Below are 19,538 nucleotides of genomic sequence, written 5' to 3' on the forward strand. Positions count from 1 at the left end.
ACAGCAATGCCGAAATACGAGGACATCGTCGATGCCCCGGTCGCCAAGCTGAAGGCGGCGGCCGACGACTGGTCCGACATGGCCACGAAGCTGGACCGGCTTGCCGACGACGCCAACGACGGCATGAAGATCAAGGCTGACAAGGCGGAGTGGGAGGGCGCCAACGCCGGCGTCACCAGGGCCTTCATCGGCAAGACGGCCAAGGAGTTCAAGGACGCCGCTGCCGAGGCCAAGGGCGTCAAGCAGATCCTTGAGGAAGCCCACGCGGCCATCAAGAAGGCCAAGGACGACCTGATCGATATCCGGGACCACGAGGGACCCGCGGCCGGCATGCACGTCGACGCCAAGGGCAAGGTCACCGCACGTCACCCGGTGGAGGACATCCCTGTCGCTCAGCGCCACCACGACCCCGACTACCCGGAGCTGCTGCGTCAGCAGAACACGAACATCGCCGCGTGGCAGAAGAAGATCGACGCCATCGTGGAGGCTTGCGAGGACACCGACGTCACCTTCCGGAACACCCTCGAAGCGAATGTGACCGAGGGAAAGGACTTCAACGCCCCCACGTACACGAAGATGGACCAGGAGGAGGCCGCCCGGGCCGCCACCCACGCCGCTGCTCTGGCCGCAAAGGGCCGCGACATCACGCACACCGAACTCCAGACGCTCAACGAACTGCTGCACGAGAATGGCAAGTCCCCGGAGTTCGCCAAGCGTTTCTACGAGAAGCTCGGCCCGGAGAAGTCACTTGCGTTCTTCGGGCAGCTCTCCACGGACACGTACAACGGGGTCAACCCTGACAAGGAACGCCTCAAGGACGTCCAGGCGCTCCAGAAGAACCTGGGCCTCAATCTGGCCACCGCCTCCCACGACAAGGCCTTCGCCGCCGAATGGGGCCCCGAGCTGCGGAAGCTCGGCACGGAGCGCATCCCGTTGGGCAAGTATGAGAGCGGACCATTCGGTTACCAGTTGCTCGGCGGAATCATGCGATACGGGAACTACGACCCCAAGTTCCTCAATCCCATCGCTGAGCACGTGGTCCAGTTGCGACAGAAGGATCATGACTTCTTCTACGATTCCAAGGGATTGCCGGGCGGCCCCAAGAATCCCTTGAACCCGTCGGGAGTCAACGGTTCGGGCTACGACCCGGTGACCAGCATGATGGAAGCCTTGGGGCACAGTCCGGATGCCGCGAAGGAGTTCTTCTCCGCAGATCCCACCGCGTACAACGAGGACGGCACCGTGAAGGGGGGCGCTGCTGACCTCGGGAAGAGCAAGGACGGGAAGGCGATCACGAGCTACCTGGACTTCTTCCAGAATGAGGCCTATGACCCGTTCTATGACATCACGGGTCACGATCCGGATGACATGAAGAAGTCCATGGCGTACACGCCTGATGCGCTCGGGAAGGCTCTGGAGGCGGCGACCACCGGACATGCTTGGGACGATCCTTCGCCCACGCTGAGGCGCGATGAAGTGACGGCCGGGATCATGAAGGACGTCATCGACAGCTACGGTACGGACTCAGACCTGCTGGGACGGCACGAGGCGCTGAAGGACAACCTCGGCCGTATGGGGGCTGCGTACATCGACGACCTCAATTACTCCACGTACAACTTTGGCTCCGCCGGCGACGAACTCGGACGGAAGTCGCTGTTCGCGAACAGCAGCGACGGTTCCGAGCGGACCGACTTCGGTGAATCTGCGAGCCGCAGCTTCATGGGCGCGGTAGCTGCCGACGAGGAGGGATGGAAGTCGTTGTCGTCGGCGCAACAGGTATACGAAGCAAGCGGTTTGAAGGCGTTCGGATCCGAGCGTGAAGATTCTGCCCTGATCTTCGGGTCAAATGGCGCGAAGGTGCATGGAATTCTCGATGAGTCGCGTATCGAAGGTATACATCAAAAGTTCAAGGATGATGAGGATGCCAAAAATCTCGAAATGGAGAAGAATGCCGAGTGGAGAAAATTCGGAGTGAGTTCCGGGGCGGGTGCAGTGGTGGGTGTCGGTACCGCGGTGGTTCTGGGTCCCGCTGCGGGTGTAGTAGCTGCCACGGTGGTCCCCCTCGTGATGGACACGGCGACGGCGGCAATTGACACCGGATATGCCGGTGAGACCATGGATTACCTGAAGGAGCGCGAATTTGACAATAACGACGATGCCCTGAAGGGTATCGAAAAATTCAAGGCGGTGGGGGAGCGAGGTGCTGTCACTCCTCTGCTCAATTATGCGGATGATGTGGGCATGTCTGAAATTGAGAAGCAGCGGCTCGCCCTGGATATCGAAACCCATTACGGGAACGGAAAAACTGCTGCAGGAGATCGAGGGAGGGTCAATTAGTGATGTCGCGTCACTCGAACCGGCTGGCGGCCGTCGGGGTTCTGGTCATTGGCGGCCTTCTTGCGGGATGCTCCGGGGGTGAGGATCGCGCAGAATCACCGGAGCTGGGGAGGTGCAAGTCGTTGCTTGGCGCCGGGAACGTGGACGCGGCCGTCGCGACGACGGGCGCAAGCGATGTCGAGGTGAGCGGGACGCGCCGCGCTGATGCGCTGGCGGACGGTCTCGTGCGGGAGGCCAAGCGGTGGCAGAAGTCGGATCTGCTGCACAACTCCTACACCGGTTGCCGCATAGATGCGTTCGAGGGAGATGAGATCAGTGGCACGGTAGACGTGTCGGTCAAGTGGTCCGTGATCTCCCTTGGGTTGCTGGATGATCCCAAGAGCCGCCTGACGTGGCGGCAGATGAGCGATTCGGTGTACGTGGCGCCGGCCCCTGGTCCGGCCAGAATGCAGTTGATCGCGGCATGCCCAGTACCCGGAGCGATTGCGGCGCAGCCGACCGGTCTCCCTCTCCAGTTCGAGGTGAGGGGCGCGAGTCTCGGAGCCGAGCTGCGGTGGAAGTTGCTGCGGACGTTCGCTCAGTCGGTCACGGAAACGATGGGGTGCACCACGCCCCCCGTCATCCCCTCCGCACTGCCATCGGCTTCGTGAATCCAAGGACTGCCCTGCCCCGAGCACATGCTGGACCGCGCCGGCCTGCGGGTAATGATGTCGGTCTCTCTCCACGCTCTCGTACCGGTTGAAGGGCACCGGCTCATTCCCGTGGTTCCCTTCCCACGGCCATGGCAAAGCGGTGCCCCGTGGATCCGACGCTGGGCTCGGTGAGCGCGTCCAGGGTGTGGGCCCGGAGTCCTGATCGTCCGTGACGAGCTCCCGAGCGCCCAGGTGCTGGACGACTGGAAAAGCCCCTTGGGCGTCGCGGGACGGACGGGCGGTGGGCGACAAGCGCGCTTTGACGGATGCGGTGCGGCCGACGGTCATCCGACGACGAGATGGAACGCTATGAGCGAAGTGGGTGTGGACGAGTGAGGCGATGGCTGACCGCCGCCGGACTGGTAGTGGCCGTGGGTGCCGGAAGTGTGGCATGTACGTCGGAGAAGAAGGAGAGCCCTTTCGTCGGGGCGGCAGATGTGTGCGGCGATGTCTTCGCCGGGCCTTTGGCCGAGATGGTCGAGAAGGCTACGGGGGACAAGGTCTTCTTCCGGAAGAGCCCGAAGGGCATGGAGAGGGTCGTCGCTGCACTCAAGGAGGGCTATGCGTCCGGTCGTCCGTGGGCTGAAGGGGACACGCTGTGTCTCTTGCGTCCGAAGGACTCGGATCAGACGGACAAGGGTGGAGTGACGTTCACCATGTATGCCCCGCAGGACGTCGAGGACGAAGGTCTTCCGGCCGGTCACGAGCTGTACACCATGGGTGTGCAGTCCTCGGTCGGCCGTGGTAATGCGGCGCTCTACTTCGAATGCGTCAGTCCGCGACTGAAGGGCTCGGACACAACTCCACTGCGTATCCACGGCAGCTTCGGCCGAGGTGAGAGCGACGCCCCGGACACGCGGGAGTACCGCGACCTGAACATGACCATCCTGCATGCCGTTTCCCTGAAACTGGTCAAGGAACTCGACTGCGCGGACAACGGCGGGCTGCCGGAGTCTCCCGTACTCACGCCGAAGTAGAACCTCTTTCGCCGGACCGGCCCACCTGGTGCCGGTCCGGTGGTCCTCCGGACATGCGCACACGGAAACGGAAACGGCCGCCCCCAAGTCCTGGAGGCGGCCGTTTCCTTTCTTCGGGATCTCCCGCTGGAGGCCGTGACCGGATTCGAACCGGTGTAACTCGAGTTGCAGTCGAGCCCCTGAACCTCTCGGGCACACGGCCGTGCGTTTCTTGATCTGCTGTCGACCGTACGGGCCGGGCGGGGCCGCCTCAAGGGTGTCGCGGGGGCCGCAACGCGACTGCCACACCGCGTTCACGTTCGGCCGGTCGCCGCGGTGACCGGCACCGGACCGGGCGCCTCCGAGGGCCCTGACCGACACGACCCGGACCCTCCGGGGCCTGAGGCGTACGTCGAAGGGACCAGCCCGATACCCGCCCTCCGACAGGGGTCATCCGGCGTATCGCCTTTTACGCTGAGGCTCATGACCGCCCTGGAACCCCGTGACGCCGAGGTCACCGCGACCCGCGTGGAGACCACCGCGCCGACCGGGGGGTCCGCCCCGGAGGAGGGCGTGCTCGGGCGTACGTACCGGGCGCTGAGCATCGGCATCGTGTCCGTCGTCCTGCTCATCGCCTTCGAGGCGACCGCCGTCGGTACGGCGATGCCGGTGGCGGCCCGGGAGCTGGACGGCATCCCGCTCTACGCGTTCGCGTTCTCCGCGTACTTCACCACCAGCCTCTTCGCGATGGTGCTCTCCGGGCAGTGGGCCGACCGCCGTGGTCCGCTCGCCCCGCTCGCCACCGGCATCGGCGCCTTCGGGGCCGGGCTGCTGCTCTCCGGTACGGCGGGGACCATGTGGATGTTCGTCCTTGGCCGGGCCGTGCAGGGAGTCGGCGGCGGGCTGGTGATCGTGGCGCTGTACGTCGTCATCGGGCGGGCCTACCCCGAGCGGATCCGGCCCAGCATCATGGCCGGATTCTCGGCGGCCTGGATCGTCCCGTCCGTCGTCGGGCCGCTCGCTTCGGGGACCGTGACCGAGCACCTCGGGTGGCGCTGGGTCTTCGTCGGCATCCCGGTGCTCATCCTCCTGCCGCTGGGTCTCGCACTGCCCGCGATACGACGGATGGCGGGCGGGCCGGCCGACACGCGGGCGGCGGCGGCGAAACCGTACGACCGGCGGCGCATCCGGCTCGCGCTGGGGATCTCGCTGGGCGCCGGGCTGCTGCAGTTCGCCGGGCAGGAACTCCGCTGGGCGTCGCTGGTTCCGGCCGTCGCCGGCGCGGCGCTGCTCGTCCCCGCCGTACGCGGGCTGCTGCCCCGGGGGACCGTGCGGGCCGCGCGTGGTCTGCCCGCGGTGATCCTGCTGCGGGGGATCTCGGCGGGGTCGTTCATCGTCGCCGAGTCCTTCGTCCCGCTGATGCTCGTGACCCAGCGCGGGCTGTCCCCGACGCTGGCCGGGCTCTCGCTCGCGGCGGGCGGTCTGACCTGGGCCCTCGGCTCGTACGTGCTGGCCCGGCCCCGGCTGGAGCCGCACGGCGGCGCGCTGATGGTGGGGGGCATGGTGCTGGTCGCCCTGTCCATCGTGGCCGCGCCGAGCGTGCTGATCGAGTCGGTGCCGGTGTGGACCCTGGCGGTGGTCTGGGGCGTCGGCTGCTTCGGCATGGGCATCGTGATCGCGTCGACGAGCGTGCTGCTGCTCAAGCTGTCGGCCCCGGAGGAGGCGGGGGCCAATTCGGCGGCGCTCCAGATCTCCGACGGTCTCGCCAACGTCCTGTTGCTCGCCGCGGGGGGCGCGGCGTTCGCCGCGCTCGGCGGCGGCGCGGTGGGAGCGGCGGCGCACGGCGCCGTGGACGGCGGAACGGCAGCGGCGCACCCCGGCGCCTTCACCATCGTCTTCCTGCCGATGGCGGCGGTGGCGCTGGTGGGGGTGTGGGTGGCGAGCCGGGTACGGGAGAGGGCGTGAGGCCCCGTGGGTGACGAGGGACGGACTCCGTGGGCCGGGGAGGCGCCGGGTCCGCCGCAGGGGCGCCGTCTGTGAAGAGCGTCTCAGCGCCACCCGACGGCGGCTCGTCCGTAGGGGGTTCCGAGGCGCCCGCCGGTAGGGTGGCCCGGTTGTCGTATCGCGTACGTGCCCGTCCCGGTCCGTGCGGACAGCGCCCCACGTACCCGAGTGCCCCGAACCGGAGACCGTGACTACTACCGCCTCCCACCACCTCTCACCCGCCTTTCCCGGCCGTGCCCCCTGGGGTACCGCCGGGAAGCTGCGAGCCTGGCAGCAGGGTGCGATGGAGAAGTACATCCAGGACCAGCCGCGCGACTTCCTCGCCGTCGCGACGCCGGGCGCGGGGAAGACCACCTTCGCGCTGACCCTCGCCTCGTGGCTGCTGCACCACCACGTGGTGCAGCAGATCACCGTCGTGGCGCCCACCGAACACCTGAAGAAGCAGTGGGCGGAGGCCGCGGCCCGCATAGGCATCAAGCTCGACCCCGAATACAGCGCGGGGCCCGTGAGCAAGGAGTACCACGGGGTCGCGATCACGTACGCCGGTGTCGGGGTGCGCCCCATGCTGCACCGCAACCGGTGCGAGCAGCGCAAGACGCTCGTGATCCTCGACGAGATCCACCACGCCGGTGACTCGAAGTCCTGGGGCGAGGCGTGCCAGGAGGCCTTCGACCCGGCGACCCGTCGGCTCGCCCTCACGGGTACGCCGTTCCGGTCCGACACGAACCCGATTCCGTTCGTGGCCTACGAGGAGGGCAACGACGGCATCCGGCGCTCCTCGGCCGACTACACGTACGGCTACGGCAACGCGCTCTCCGACGGGGTCGTGCGCCCCGTGATCTTCCTCAGCTACAGCGGCAACATGCGCTGGCGCACCAAGGCCGGTGACGAGATCGCGGCCCGGCTCGGTGAGCCGATGACCAAGGACGCCATCGGGCAGGCCTGGCGCACGGCACTCGCGCCGACCGGCGACTGGATCCCCAACGTGCTGGCCGCCGCCGACAAGCGGCTCACCGAGGTGCGCAAGGGCATCCCGGACGCCGGCGGCCTGGTCATCGCGACGGACCAGGAGTCGGCGCGCGCCTACGCCAAGATCCTCAAGTCGGTCACCGGCGAGAAGCCGACCGTGGTCCTCTCCGACGAGAAGGCCGCGTCGAAGAACATCGACAGGTTCAGCCAGGACGGGTCGCGCTGGATGGTCGCGGTCCGGATGGTGTCGGAGGGCGTCGACGTGCCGCGCCTCGCCGTCGGGGTGTACGCGACGACCATCTCCACCCCGCTGTTCTTCGCCCAGGCCGTCGGCCGTTTCGTGCGGTCGAGGCGGCGCGGCGAGACCGCCTCGGTGTTCCTGCCGACGATCCCCATGCTGCTCGACTTCGCGAACGAGATGGAGGTCGAGCGCGACCACGTGCTCGACAAGCCGAAGAAGGGCGGCGACGAGGAGAACCCCTTCGCCGAGGAGGACCAGCTCCTCGCCGACGCGGAGAAGCTGGAGGACGAGGAGACCGAGGACCAGCTGCCCTTCGAGGCGCTGGAGTCCGACGCCGTCTTCGACCGGGTGCTGTACGACGGCGCCGAGTTCGGCATGCAGGCGCACCCGGGCAGCGAGGAGGAGCAGGACTACCTCGGCATCCCGGGCCTCCTGGAGCCCGACCAGGTGCAACTGCTGCTCCAGAAGCGGCAGACGCGGCAGATCGCCCACAGCCGTCAGAAGCCGGCTGCGGAGGCCGACCTCCTGGAGAAGGCCGCGGAGGACCGGCCCGTCGTCACGCACAAGAAGCTGCTGGAGCTGCGCAAGCAGCTGAACACGATGGTGTCGGCGTACACCCACCAGAGCGGCAAACCGCACGGTGTGATCCACACCGAGCTGCGGAGGGTCTGCGGCGGGCCGCCGAGCGCGGAGGCCACCGCCGGGCAGATCCAGGACCGGATCAAGAAGGTCCAGGAGTGGGCCACCCGGATGCGCTGACCGGGAGGCCGTCGGGGACCTGAGGGCCCGGCGCGGGGGAGGCCCCGCGCCGGGCCCGTTCCGTGCCGTGAGCGGGTCCGCGAGCCCCGCTCCCCTGTGGTGCGCGCGACCTGTCCGCACGAGGTCCGCCGTCGCGCAGGGCAGGCGCACGGCGCACTCCCGTGGTGCGCCGGGGCGCGCGTGGCGCTGCCGGCGCCGGGCGTGTGCCGGATGCGGAAAAAAATTGTGGCACGTATTTCACAGTGAGTTAACACACGTTCACACGTGTTGCACGGAGCGTCGCCGCGAAGTCACCCGACCTGGACGCGCGTAGATGTTCGCGTTCCGGACGGTTTCCCGCTGACCGGCGGTTATGCCGCCGCGTTCGGGAGGTGGACCGGATTCTGGACGAGGTCTTCCGCTGAGCGGACCCGCTCGCTAATCTCCCCGAAACATGAACGCCCCGTGGCAGTGTGGCCGCGGAGCGCAGCCGGTGCCATGGCCAGTCGGCGGCCTCTCGGTGCGTCGCCGCGGGACCGGCGTCGGCATCTCCGGAGAACCGCCCCGCTCACCACGAGGGAGAGGGCGTCGTGACCGCGGAGACTTCTCAGACGCTCGACCGGGGACTGCGTGTCCTCAAACTGCTCGCCGATACCGACCACGGCCTCACCGTCACCGAGTTGTCCAACAAACTCGGCGTGAACCGCACCGTGGTCTACCGACTGCTCGCCACCCTGGAACAGCACGCCCTCGTCCGGCGCGACCTGGGCGGCCGGGCCAGGGTGGGGCTCGGCGTACTCCGTCTGGGCCGGCAGGTGCACCCGCTCGTCCGGGAGGCGGCACTGCCCGCGCTGCGTTCCCTGGCCGAGGACATAGGGGCCACCGCCCACCTCACTCTGGTCGACGGGGCGGACGCCCTCGCGGTCGCCGTGGTCGAACCGACCTGGACCGACTACCACGTGGCCTACCGGGCCGGGTTCCGGCACTCCCTGGACCGGGGCGCAGCGGGCCGTGCCATCCTCACCGCCCGGCAGAAGACCGTCGACCACCCCGGCTACACCCTCACCCAGGGCGAGCTGGAGGCCGGAGCCTGCGGGGCTGCCGCACCCCTGGTCGGGGTCTCCGGCGTGGAGGGCAGCGTGGGTGTCGTGATGCTCGCGGACGCCGTACCGGAACGGGTCGGGCCGAGGGTGCTCGACGCCGCCCGGGAGGTCGCGGACGCCCTTCGGTGAGTGCTGCCGCCCCGGTGGCACCGGGGCGGACGGAGCCGAAGGCGCGTGGCGTTAGATTGGGCGGGTGGCCATTCGTCTCTCACGCCCCCGCGCCCTCGCTCTCTGCGCGCTGCCCGTGCTCGCCCTGTTCGGCACAGCCGCCTTCGCGCCGCTGCCGTTCACCGTGGCGCAGCCCGGCACCACGGCGAACGTCCTCGGGGACAGCAAGGGGGAGCCGGTCATCACGATCACCGGCGCGCCCACCCGCACCACCGACGGTCAGCTGCGGATGACGACGATCCTCGCCACCTCGCCCACGGCCGACATCGGCGTGGCAAGCGTGGTCGACAGCTGGTTCCGCGCGGACCGCGCGGTCATGCCGCGCGACTCGGTCTATCCGACCGGCGGCTCCGAGAAGGAGATCGAGCGGCACAACCTCCAGGACATGGAGAAGTCGCAGAACTCCGCTGTCGACGCGGCCCTGAACTACCTGCGCAGGTCACCCGGTTCGGTGGACATCACCCTGCATCTGGAGGACGTCGGCGGGCCCAGCGCCGGTCTGTTCTTCGCGCTGGGAATCGTCGACAAGCTCGACGGCGACGGCTCGGGCGGCGACCTGACCGGCGGCCGCACCGTCGCCGGCACGGGGACCATCGAGCCCGACGGCACCGTCGGCGCGGTCGGCGGGGTCTCCCTGAAGACGCAGGCCGCCCGGCGTGACGGCGCGACCGTCTTCCTCGTGCCGAAGGCGGAGTGCACGCAGGCGAAGGCCGAGCTCCCCGAGGGCCTGCGGCTGATCCCCGTCACGACACTGAAGAACGCGGTGTCCTCCCTGCGGGCCCTGGAGCGGGAGGGCAAGGTTCCGAGCTGCTGACCTGCGGCCCGGGGCTCTCCATGGAGCGCCAGGCGGGGAAGACCAGCGGACTCAGCGTCGCGAGGAAGTAGACCCCGCCCATCACCAGCAGTGCCCCCGTCGCACCCGCGCTCTCCACCAGCAGACCCGCCGCGAGGCCGCCGACCGGCATCGCGAGCTCGGAGCCCGCCGTGAGCGCGCCGGACACCCGGCTCCGCAGCTCCTCCGGGACGCGCTCGTACGTCATCGTCGTCAGGATCGGGTTCAGCATGCCCCCGGCGACACCGCCCAGGGCCATCGTGACCGCCAGCGGCAGCGTCGTCCCGGTGAGGCCCGCGACCACGAACCGCGGCGCCCCGCACAGCATCACGCACACCGTGAACACCGTCCGCCGCGAGAAGCGGTGGCCGACCGCGCCGTACAGCAGCGCGCCCGTCAGTCCGCCCGCCCCGAACAGTGCCGTGAGCAGCCCGATGTCGGTCGCGCCGCCCAGCTCGGCCTCGGCGTGCACGGGCAGCAGGACGGCGTGCCAGCCCTGGTCCGTGCCGTTCATGAACATCACCATGAGCACGACGGCGAGCAGGAGCCGGTTGCCCAGCACATAGGTGTACCCCTCCCGCAGTTCGCCGCCGTAGGCGCGCAGCGAGACGGGGGCCGCGGCCTTGCGGGGCTCGGCCGCGCGGACCCCGCGTACACCGGCCGCCACCAGCAGGGCGGACAGCGCGAAGGTGGCCGCGTCCAGCAGGAGTACGGACTCGGCGCCGACGGCGGCGATCAGCACGCCCGCGAGCGCCGCGCCGACCATCCGGGCGCCGCGCGACACCGCGTCGAAGAGGCTCGCGGCACGGGCGAGCGTGGTGCCCGCGTGTTCGGCGAGGTCGGGCACGAGGACGTAGCGCGCGGTGTTGCCGGGGGTGTGGGCCAGCCCGTTCAGCGCCATCAGGGCGCACAGCATCCAGAATTCGAGCAGGCCCGCGCGGTGCAGCAGCGGGACGGCGGCGACGGCCGCGCCGCAGACCGCGTCGGATGCCACGGCCACGCGACGCCGGCCCAGCCGGTCGATGACGGGCCCGCCCACCAGTGCGGCGACGACGATGGGCAGGGTCGCGCAGAACGCCACCACACCGGCCCGGCCGGCGCTGCCGGTCGTCTCCAGGACGAACCAGGGCACGCCGATCAGGGTGAGTGACGTGCCCGCCGTCGAAATCGAGTTGGCCGCCAGGACGGCCGCGAGCGGTGTACGGCTCCGCAGGACCGGTCCCCCCTCGTCCACGGTCAGACCGCCCGCACGGTACGGGCCGGGGCCGGCGAGGCCTGGGTCAGCCTGAGGCCCAGCTCGATCATCGTCCAGCCCATCCGGTGGCGCAGGCCGGGACGTGCCGGGCGGAACACGGCGGCCGTCGCGTGGAGTTCGGCGGCGCGCAGGTCGTGCAGCACCAGGTGGATGTCGCAGTGCATGACCGTGGTCCCCTCAGTCGGTGGAGCGCGGGAACATGTGCAGGTGGGTGCGGATGACACCCGCCCCCTCGGCGTCGTCGGGGACGCGGCCCCGGTAGCTGCTCATCACTTCGTGCAGCTTCCCGGCGAGCTCCAGGGCGAGCTCCGGGGTGAGTCGGAACTTGAAGTCGCTGATGTCCATGGCCCGCTGCCACTCCTCGGGCCACTCGTGCATGGTCCCGAGCCAGGTGTTCAGCTCCTGGGCGTGCGTGGTCGCGACCTCGTGGAGCACCACGCCTATGGCGCCCCGCACTTCGGGGTCCGCGTGGTGGGTGAAGTCGGCGGCGGCCCCGAACACGGTCCCCGTGTGGGCGGCCTTCCACCACCGCTCGCGCCCCTTGCCGCGCCCCGGATCGTCCTTGACGAAGCCGTACGCCGCGAGCTGCCGCAGGTGGTAGCTGGTGGCGCCGCTCGACTCGCCGAGACGGTCGGCGAGTCCGGACGCGGTGGCCGGCCCGGATTCCCGGAGGGCGTTCAGCAGCCGGATGCGCAGCGGGTGGGCGAGGCCGCGCAGGGTGCGGGCGTCGACGTGGTGGAGATCGGGGTCGTCCGCGTACGGGGACGTGCGGTCTGCCGGTTCACTCGGGGCCATGCTGGAACGGTAGGGCTGCAAAGACTGCTTTGCAACGGTTTTTTTGCAACGAGTTCTTTGGAAGTCGGCCCCGCGCGGTCCGAAGGTGCCCGGAGGGAGGGCCCGCACGCCGAAGCCGGGACCCCCTCCGCGAGCTGCGGTGAAGGCCCCGGCTTCGGCGGGGGCGGCGGGGTGTCCCGCTCAGCCCTCCCGCTCAGCCCTCCTTGATGAATCCTTCCTTCAGCAGCCATTCCTTGGCCACCTCGTGCGGGTCCTCACCGTCCACGTCCACCTTGGAGTTGAGCTCCTGCGCGAGTTCGGTCGTCAGCTTCCTCGTCACCGGCGCCAGCATCCGCGCGATCTCCGGATACTTGTCGAGGGTCGCCGTGTGGATGGCGGGTGCGGCGTTGTAGTTCGGGAAGAACTGCAGGTCGTCCTCCGTCACGTCCAGGTTCATCGCCTTGATCCGGCCGTCCGTGGTGTACACCTCGCCCAGCAGGCAGGAGTCGGACTTGTTCACCTGGGTGTAGATGATCCCGGCGTCCATCTTCTTGATGTTGGCGGCCGGCAGCTTCATCCCGTACTTCTTCTGCATCCCGGGCAGTCCGTCGTCGCGCGAGGCGAACTCGTTCTCCACGCAGAGCGTGACGGCCTTCGGGTCCTTCTTCGCGAGCGCGGCCACGTCCGAGAGGGTCTTCAAGTGGTACTTCGCGTTGTTCTTCTTGCTGATCGCCAGGGCGTACGTGTTGTCCAGGGTCGCCGGCGGGAGCCACGTCACCCCGTTGCCGATGTCCTCGTCACGGACCGCCTTCCACTGCTTCTGCGGGTCGGCGATCGGTTCGGCGTGACCCAGATAGGTGATCCACGCCGTGCCCGTGTAGTCGTACAGCGCGTCCGCCTCACCCTTGACGACCGCCTCGCGCGCGCTGATCGACCCCGGGAGGTTCGTGCGGTCCAGCACCTCGGCGCCGGCCGCCTTGAAGATCAGGCCGATGACGTTGCCGAGGATGATGTTCTCGCTGAAGTTCTTCGAGGTCACCGTGAGGGACGCGCCCTTGAGGGGCTGCCCCTTGCCGACCGACCCCGGTACCACCTCGTCCACCAGTGGCGATCCGCTCTTCAGCCCGCACCCCGTGAGCACGAGGGCGAGCGCGGCCACCGATGCGAGGCCCGTTCGTATCCTCACGCTTCCTCCAGTCCGCGCGGCGTCAGCCACAGTTCGACCAGCGAGGCCAGCCAGTCCACCAGCAGCGCCAGGACCACCGTCAGCACGGAACCCAGCACCAGCACCGGCATGCGCTGCGTCTGGATCCCGGAGGTGATCAGGTCGCCCAGCCCGCCGCCGCCCCCGAAGGTGGCGAGGGTCGCCGTGCCCACGTTGAGGACCAGCGCCGTCCGCACACCCGCCAGGATGAGCGGGACGGCGAGCGGCAGTTCGACCCGGGTGAGCGTGCCCATCGCCGACATGCCGATGCCCCGGGAGGCCTCGACGAGGGTCGGTTCGATCGAGTTCAGACCCGCCACCGTGTTGGAGAGCACCGGCAGTACGGCGTAGATGACCATGCCGACGATCGCGGTCGACGGCCCGATGCCCAGCCAGATCACCAGCAGCGCCAGCAGCCCGATCGCGGGGGTGGCCTGACCGATGTTGGCGAGGGCCGTGACGCCGGGGGCGGCCTTCTTCAGACCGCGCCGCGTCAGGGCGATGCCGAGCGGGATCGCGATGATCAGCACCCAGAAGGTGGAGATCGCGGTCAGCCTGACGTGCTGCCACCAGCGCACTTCGACGATGTCGCCGGCGATCGAGTTCTCGGCGACGGAGTCGAGCTCGACGTTGGAGATCCACAGGTACGTGGCGACCAGGACGACGGCGAGCACCGCCGGCACCACCACGAGCTTCTGCCAGGTGATCCGTCGTGCGGGTGCGGACTGCGGCGGTGGCGGCTCCGCCTCCTCGTCACGGAACGCGTGGCCCTTGACGTCGTGTTCTCCGGGTGGCCGGGACCCCTTGGGAGGAGCCTGATGACTGGGGGTCACAGCCCGCCGTCACCTCCCTCCAGCTCCTGCTCCGTCCGGTGGACGCGCAGCACCTCCAGGTCGTGTTCGTGCTCCATCGCGGTGAGCCGGTCGGCCTCCAGGAGTTCCTGCACGGAGTTCATCAGGGTGTGCATGTCGACGACGCCGATGAACTCACCGCGCCGCCCCGTCACGGCCACCCGCCCGCCGCTGTCGGTCAGCACGGCCTCCAGCGCGTCGTGCAGGGTCGCGTCCCGGGTCACCGTGTCGTGCACCAGCTGCCCGGCCCGGGCGAGCGACCCCTTGGCCCGCATCAGGTCGCCGCGCCGCAGCCACTTGTAGGGGCGGTTGCGGCGGTCCAGCATCAGCAGTTCGTTGTGACCGCCGTCCCGCAGCTTGTTGAAGATCGACTGGAGCGGGTCCTCGACCGTCACCGTCGGGAAGTCGGCGATGCCCACGTCCCGCACCCGGGTCAGGTTGAGCCGCTTGAGCGCGGCGCCCGCACCGACGAATCCCGAGACGAAGTCGTCCGTCGGGTTGGTGAGGATGGCTTCGGGAGTGTCGAACTGCGCGATGTGCGAACGCTCCCGCAGCACCGCGATCCGGTCGCCGAGCTTGATGGCCTCGTCGAAGTCGTGGGTGACGAAGACGATCGTCTTGTGCAGCTCGTGCTGGAGCCGGATCAGCTCGTCCTGGAGGTGGTCCCGGGTGATCGGGTCGACCGCCCCGAAGGGCTCGTCCATCAGCAGGACGGGCGGGTCGGCGGCCAGGGCCCGCGCCACCCCCACGCGCTGCTGCTGCCCCCCGGAGAGCTGGCGGGGATAGCGCCCGTGGAACTCCCGCGGGTCGAGCCCGACCAGGTCGAGCATCTCCTCGACCCTGTCCTTCACACCGGACTTCGACCAGCCGGTCATCTTCGGCACGAGGGCGATGTTCTCCGCGACCGTCATGTGCGGGAAGAGACCGGAGGACTGGATCGCGTAACCGATCTTCCGGCGCAGCTTCACCGGGTCCATGTCGGTGACGTCCTCGTCGTTGATCCTGATCCGCCCGGACGTCGGCTCGATCAGGCGGTTGATCATCTTCAGGGTGGTGGACTTCCCGCAGCCGGAGGGGCCCACGAGGATCACGGTCTCGCCGGCCTTGATGTCCATGGAGACGTTGTCCACGGCCGGGGCCGCATTGCCGGGGTAGGACTTGCTGAGGTTTTCGAGCTGGATGGTGGCACCCGAGGCGGTGGTGCGTTCCGGGGCCGACTCCGTCGGCCCGGTGGTGGTCTCAGGCACGGATCCCCCTGGGGATGGTCAGCCGCCCGAGGAGGACGTAGGCGGCGTCGAAGAGCAGAGCGAGGATGACGATGCCGATGGTGCCGGCGAGGACCTGGTTGATGGCGTTCGCGCTTCCGAGTGAGGCGAGGCCGCGGAAGATCTCGTTGCCGAGTCCGGGGCCCGAGGCGTAGGCGGCGATGGCGGCGATCCCCATCAGCATCTGGGTGGAGACCCGGATGCCAGTGAGGATGGGCGGCCACGCGAGGGGCAGTTCCACCTTGAGCAGCCGCCGCGTCCGGGACATGCCGATGCCCTTCGCCGCGTCGACGAGGGTCGGGTCGACCCCGCGCAGTCCGACGATGCAGTTGCGGACGATGGGCAGCAGCCCGTACAGCGTCAGGATGATCACGGTGGGCGGTACCCCGAGGCCGACCAGGGGGATCAGCAGACCGATCGCGGCGAGCGAGGGGATCGTGAGGATCGCCGAGGTGGAGGTGATCGCCAGTGAGCCGCCCCAGCCGCTCCGGTAGCTGACGACACCGATCAGGACGCCGAGGAGGGTGGCGATGACCATGCACTGGAAGACGGCGCTGGCGTGCTGATACGTGTCGGTGAGCAGTTGCTGGTGGCGGGTGCCCACATACTCCCAGAAGTTCACATGTTGCTCCGTAGGCTCAGTCGGTGTCCTCTGCAGCCTGCTCAACCAGCGGGATAATACGCAGCGGTACCGGGTTTTCCATGACGATCGCCGTCGAGGCCCGGACGATGCCATCAAAGCCGACCACGCGGTCGATCACCCGCTGGAGATCGGCGTTCGAGCGGGCGACCAGCCGGCAGAGCATGTCCCCGTGCCCGGTCGTCGTGTGCAGTTCCAGCACCTCCGGGACGCCACTCAAGTGGGCCCGTACGTCGGCCCCTTGTCCCTGCTTGATCTCCAGGGTGGCGAAGGCCGTGACCGGGTAGCCGAGTGCCGCCGGGTCCACCTCGGGCCCGAAGCCGCGGATGACGCCATTCGACTGAAGGCGGTCCAGCCTCGCCTGGACGGTGCCGCGCGCCACCCCGAGCCGCCTGGACGCCTCGAGTACACCGATGCGGGGCTCACGGGCCAGGAGCAGGATGAGCCGGCCGTCCAGATGATCGATCGCCATGATCCTTCTCCCGATGGTCAGGCTGTACACATAGTCCGCACATCCTGGCGTGAGGCTGAGCACATTGACCAGTGGATGCGCGAACTGTTGCGCACCTTGCGAAGCGGCGGGAACCTTCGGACATGACTGAGACTCTGCACACCACCCCCGACACCGCCCGGCAGGCCGATCCCTTCCCGGTCAAGGGAATGGACGCGGTGGTCTTCGCCGTGGGCAACGCCAAGCAGGCCGCGCACTACTACTCGACCGCCTTCGGCATGAAGCTCGTCGCCTACTCCGGACCGGAGAACGGCAGCCGCGAGACCGCGAGTTACGTCCTGACCAACGGCTCCGCCCGCTTCGTCCTCACCTCCGTCGTCAAGGCGTCCACGGAGTGGGGCACCTTCCTCACCGACCACGTGCACGCCCACGGCGACGGTGTGGTCGACCTCGCCATCGAGGTCCCCGACGCCCGGAAGGCCTACGCCTACGCCGTCGAGCACGGCGCGACGGGTATCACGGAGCCCTACGAGGTCAAGGACGAGCACGGCACGGTGGTGCTGGCCGCCATCGCCACGTACGGCAAGACCCGCCACACGCTCGTGGAGCGTTCGGGTTACGACGGCCCCTACCTCCCCGGTTACGTCGCGGCGGCGCCGATCGTGGAGCCGGCCGCCAAGCGGACCTTCCAGGCCATCGACCACTGCGTCGGCAACGTCGAACTCGGCCGGATGAACGAATGGGTGACCTTCTACAACAAGGTCATGGGCTTCACCAACATGAAGGAGTTCGTGGGCGACGACATCGCCACCGAGTACTCCGCCCTGATGTCGAAGGTCGTCGCCGACGGCACGCTCAAGGTGAAGTTCCCCATCAACGAGCCGGCGATCGCGAAGAAGAAGTCGCAGATCGACGAGTACCTGGAGTTCTACGGCGGCGCGGGTGTCCAGCACATCGCCCTCGCCACGAACGACATCGTCGCGTCCGTGCGGGCCATGCGGGCGGCGGGTGTGCAGTTCCTCGACACCCCGGACTCCTACTACGACACGCTGGGCGAGTGGGCGGGCGAGACCCGGGTCCCCGTGGAGACGCTGCGCGAGCTCAAGATCCTGGTCGACCGCGACGAGGACGGCTACCTGCTGCAGATCTTCACCAAGCCGGTGCAGGACCGCCCGACGGTCTTCTTCGAGATGATCGAGCGCCACGGCTCGATGGGCTTCGGCAAGGGCAACTTCAAGGCGCTCTTCGAGGCCATCGAGCGCGAGCAGGAGAAGCGCGGCAACCTCTAGGCGTCCTGTCCGGATCGGACCGGCCTTCACGTGAAGGGCGCCCCCTCCCGGCCGGGAGGGGGCGCCCTTCACGCCGTCTACGCGCCGGCCGACGCGCTCGGCTTCACCGCACGGGGTGACGGGGACGGGGCCGCCGACCGCGACGCCTCCGGCTTCTGCCCGGACCCGGACCCGGCCTCGGACTTCGGCGCGGTGTCGGGCGTGGCCCCCGGCTTCGCCGTGGCGGAGGCCGGGGGAGAAGCCGAGGTGGAGGGCTCCGGGTCCGGCGGCGGCCGCATGTCCGCCGGGCCGCCCGCGTCCGGGTCGCCCAGCGATTCCAGTGCCTCCTGGGCCAGGGGGGCCGCCAGCGGGGAGAAGTCCGGATTCGTCCGCAGGGCCTCCGCCAGATGACCGCGGGCCGGTCCGTCCTGGCCGAGGGCCGCCTCGATCGTGCCCAGGTGGTAGGCGTACGAGGCGTCCCGCACGCCCGTCTCCACGGCCTGGTCGGCGTACTGCATCGCCTCCTCCGACTGCCCCGCGCGGTGCAGCGACCAGGCCAGCGTGTCCGCGATCTCGGCGCTGCGGCGCTGTGACGCCCACTCGGTGCGCATCAGCTCGACCGCCGCCTCCGGGTCGCCGTGGTCGGCCTCGAAGCGGGCCTCCGTCAGCGACTCGTCGACCCCGGCGGCCTTGGCCTCGGCGAGGAGCGTGCGGAGCCTCGCGTACTGGGTGCGTGCGTCGCCGTCCAGCTCCAGCGACTCGTACAGCTCGCCGAGTTCGAGCACGTATTCGGGGCGGGGCAGCTTCGCCGTCACCGTCCGGTAGTCCGCCTGCGCCTCGCCCGTGCGGTCCAGCGCCACCAGCGCCCGGGCCCGGCCCGCGAGGGAGGCGAGATGTCCGGGGTCCGTGCGCAGGGCGGCGTCGTACTGCGCGAGGGCCTCGGCGGGCTCGCCGCGCTCCGCCGCGTACTCGCCGAGCCGGTGCAGGGCCGCCGCCTTCTCGGCGGGGGAGGAGGCCCGGTCCGCCGCCTCCTGGGCCGTCGCCAGGGCGTCCTCGCGCCAGCCCTGGTTGCGGTACATCTGGGCCGTCCTGGCCAGGGCCGGGACCCCCTTGCGCAGGGTGCCGAACTTCTCGGTGGCCTTGGCCGCCGCCGCGTACTCGCCGAGGCCGTTGTAGGCGTCGATCAGGACCGGATACGCCGCCCAGGTCTTCGGAGACCGCGCGCGCACCGTCTCGCCCCACTTCTTCGCCGCGAGGTAGTCGTGCCGGGCGTTCGCCAGCGCGCCCAGACCCACCCAGGCGGCCGTGTTCCCGCGTTCGCCGGGCTGGGCGGCCAGCGAGCGCTGGAGCGCCTGTTCGGCGCGGGTGAAGTACGCCGCGTCGGCGGACCGCCGTCCCCACTCCGCGTAGGCCGTGCCGAGCTGCGCCCATGACGGCGCGTCGGACGGGTGCGTCTCCACCCACTTCTGCCGGTCGCCGATGAGCGCCGTGAGGTCGGACAGGGATGCCGGGGACCCGGCCGCCGCGGCGTTCTCGGCCCGCGCGACGGGCCCGGGCAAGGGGGGCGCGGCCTCCTCCGAGTCGTCGGGCACGGCGATCACCGCACCGGCCACGAGTACGGCACCGGCCATCGCGCCGAACGCCGCGCGGCGCAGCGTGGTGCGCATCGACGCGGGAGGCGGGGGGAGGGACGTCGCACCCTGGGGCGGCAGGGTGGAGGCGGGCTGCTCCGGGTTCTGCTGCGGCTTGGCATCCATGGCCATCACTGTGCGTCAGTACGAAGATCGCAT

At 69.4% G+C, this 19,538-nt stretch carries 17 protein-coding genes and 1 tRNA gene; 8 read left to right on the forward strand and 10 right to left on the reverse strand.

Features of this window, described 5'->3' with window-relative positions:
• Positions 1-6 precede the first annotated feature (6 nt).
• From ACFYY2_RS19910 to ACFYY2_RS19920, 3 genes are all read left to right on the forward strand, one after another.
• On the forward strand, positions 7-2,337 hold the full coding sequence (locus ACFYY2_RS19910; RefSeq protein ID WP_388744546.1) for a hypothetical protein: 2,331 nt from the start codon (positions 7-9) through the stop codon (positions 2,335-2,337).
• A gap of 2 nt (positions 2,338-2,339) precedes the next feature.
• The gene (locus ACFYY2_RS19915) at positions 2,340-2,987 is read left to right on the forward strand and encodes a hypothetical protein (RefSeq protein ID WP_388744549.1); all 648 of its coding nucleotides are present in this window, start codon (positions 2,340-2,342) and stop codon (positions 2,985-2,987) included.
• A gap of 374 nt (positions 2,988-3,361) precedes the next feature.
• Positions 3,362-4,006: a hypothetical protein gene (locus ACFYY2_RS19920; RefSeq protein WP_388744552.1), complete on the forward strand. Its 645-nt coding sequence runs from the start codon at positions 3,362-3,364 to the stop codon at positions 4,004-4,006.
• Positions 4,007-4,133: 127 nt separating this feature from the next.
• Here the strand turns inward: ACFYY2_RS19920 and ACFYY2_RS19925 are convergent.
• Positions 4,134-4,208, reverse strand: a tRNA-Cys gene (locus tag ACFYY2_RS19925).
• 260 nt (positions 4,209-4,468) lie between these two features.
• Between ACFYY2_RS19925 and ACFYY2_RS19930 the strand changes: the two genes are divergently transcribed.
• From ACFYY2_RS19930 to ACFYY2_RS19945, 4 genes are all read left to right on the forward strand, one after another.
• The gene (locus ACFYY2_RS19930) at positions 4,469-5,950 is read left to right on the forward strand and encodes an MFS transporter (protein WP_388744554.1); all 1,482 of its coding nucleotides are present in this window, start codon (positions 4,469-4,471) and stop codon (positions 5,948-5,950) included.
• A gap of 226 nt (positions 5,951-6,176) precedes the next feature.
• Positions 6,177-7,958, forward strand: coding sequence for a DEAD/DEAH box helicase (locus ACFYY2_RS19935; protein WP_388744557.1), 1,782 nt, complete (start codon positions 6,177-6,179; stop codon positions 7,956-7,958).
• Positions 7,959-8,527: 569 nt separating this feature from the next.
• Complete coding sequence (locus ACFYY2_RS19940) at positions 8,528-9,169, forward strand: IclR family transcriptional regulator (protein ID WP_267075409.1); 642 nt, start codon at positions 8,528-8,530, stop codon at positions 9,167-9,169.
• Positions 9,170-9,233: 64 nt separating this feature from the next.
• On the forward strand, positions 9,234-10,022 hold the full coding sequence (locus tag ACFYY2_RS19945) for a S16 family serine protease (RefSeq protein ID WP_388744560.1): 789 nt from the start codon (positions 9,234-9,236) through the stop codon (positions 10,020-10,022).
• On the opposite strand, the gene ACFYY2_RS19950 is transcribed toward ACFYY2_RS19945, so the two are convergent.
• The 8 genes from ACFYY2_RS19950 to ACFYY2_RS19985 all read right to left on the reverse strand — a co-directional run bounded on the left by ACFYY2_RS19950 (position 9,952) and on the right by ACFYY2_RS19985 (position 16,501).
• The gene (locus ACFYY2_RS19950) at positions 9,952-11,253 is read right to left on the reverse strand and encodes an MFS transporter (RefSeq protein ID WP_388745076.1); all 1,302 of its coding nucleotides are present in this window, start codon (positions 11,251-11,253) and stop codon (positions 9,952-9,954) included. The two genes, ACFYY2_RS19945 and ACFYY2_RS19950, sit on opposite strands and share 71 nt — an antisense overlap.
• Before the next feature lie 23 nt (positions 11,254-11,276).
• A complete protein-coding gene (locus tag ACFYY2_RS19955; RefSeq protein ID WP_388744563.1) occupies positions 11,277-11,459 on the reverse strand; it encodes a hypothetical protein in 183 nt (60 codons plus the stop codon).
• 13 nt (positions 11,460-11,472) lie between these two features.
• A complete protein-coding gene (locus tag ACFYY2_RS19960) occupies positions 11,473-12,090 on the reverse strand; it encodes an ArsR/SmtB family transcription factor (protein ID WP_388744565.1) in 618 nt (205 codons plus the stop codon).
• Positions 12,091-12,283: 193 nt separating this feature from the next.
• Entirely contained in the window at positions 12,284-13,255 is a 972-nt protein-coding gene (locus ACFYY2_RS19965) for a glycine betaine ABC transporter substrate-binding protein (protein ID WP_388744567.1), read from the reverse strand.
• Positions 13,252-14,106 (reverse strand): ABC transporter permease, encoded by an 855-nt coding sequence (locus ACFYY2_RS19970; protein ID WP_388744570.1) that lies wholly within the window; start codon positions 14,104-14,106, stop codon positions 13,252-13,254. The genes ACFYY2_RS19965 and ACFYY2_RS19970 overlap by 4 nt, the downstream gene beginning before the upstream one ends.
• Entirely contained in the window at positions 14,103-15,371 is a 1,269-nt protein-coding gene (locus tag ACFYY2_RS19975) for an ABC transporter ATP-binding protein (RefSeq protein ID WP_388744573.1), read from the reverse strand. Before ACFYY2_RS19975 ends, ACFYY2_RS19970 begins: the two co-directional genes overlap by 4 nt.
• Positions 15,364-16,011 (reverse strand): ABC transporter permease, encoded by a 648-nt coding sequence (locus tag ACFYY2_RS19980; RefSeq protein ID WP_327118098.1) that lies wholly within the window; start codon positions 16,009-16,011, stop codon positions 15,364-15,366. The genes ACFYY2_RS19975 and ACFYY2_RS19980 overlap by 8 nt, the downstream gene beginning before the upstream one ends.
• Before the next feature lie 16 nt (positions 16,012-16,027).
• A complete protein-coding gene (locus ACFYY2_RS19985; protein ID WP_329043217.1) occupies positions 16,028-16,501 on the reverse strand; it encodes an Lrp/AsnC family transcriptional regulator in 474 nt (157 codons plus the stop codon).
• A 122-nt stretch (positions 16,502-16,623) separates the two neighbouring features.
• Between ACFYY2_RS19985 and hppD the strand changes: the two genes are divergently transcribed.
• Positions 16,624-17,769 carry a 4-hydroxyphenylpyruvate dioxygenase gene (gene hppD, locus ACFYY2_RS19990; protein ID WP_388744577.1) on the forward strand — a complete coding sequence of 382 codons (1,146 nt, stop codon included), beginning with the start codon at positions 16,624-16,626 and terminating at the stop codon, positions 17,767-17,769.
• 77 nt (positions 17,770-17,846) lie between these two features.
• On the opposite strand, the gene ACFYY2_RS19995 is transcribed toward hppD, so the two are convergent.
• Positions 17,847-19,505, reverse strand: coding sequence for a tetratricopeptide repeat protein (locus tag ACFYY2_RS19995; protein WP_388744580.1), 1,659 nt, complete (start codon positions 19,503-19,505; stop codon positions 17,847-17,849).
• Positions 19,506-19,538 lie beyond the last annotated feature (33 nt).

This window comes from Streptomyces sp. NPDC001822 (assembly GCF_042892135.1).
GTDB lineage: Bacteria > Actinomycetota > Actinomycetes > Streptomycetales > Streptomycetaceae > Streptomyces.